Here is a 261-nt window from a genome sequence, read left to right as displayed (position 1 = left end):
CTCGGGTCGCAAAAAGTATTTGGTCATCCAGGCAGAGCTTACCTACACACTCAGGCGCTGTCCCAGCTGTGGATACAATACGTTGCACCCTAACGGACACAAGCTCACTCATGTCCACATTGCAGGACCCATGGACCGGCCCGTAATTCTAGAGCTAAACAAGCAACGCTGGCGTTGTAGTAACTGCCATAGCACTTGTACGGCCACCACTCCAGTGGTATCAACCAACCACGCCATCGGTCACGGACTAGCGACTCATGT

Annotated in this window: 1 protein-coding gene; it reads left to right on the top strand. The window is 53.3% G+C overall.

Annotation, left to right across the window (positions count from 1 at the left end; genetic code table 11):
• Positions 1-261, top strand: a 261-nt coding sequence (locus KTE19_RS13795) for a transposase family protein (RefSeq protein ID WP_217342531.1), incomplete at both ends; no start/stop codon positions are given.

It is taken from the genome of Lentilactobacillus dabitei, from assembly GCF_019061365.1.
Classification (GTDB): Bacteria; Bacillota; Bacilli; order Lactobacillales; family Lactobacillaceae; genus Lentilactobacillus; species Lentilactobacillus dabitei.
The sequence above is the reverse complement of the archived record's forward strand: the minus strand, read 5'-3'. Positions and strand labels throughout refer to the sequence as shown.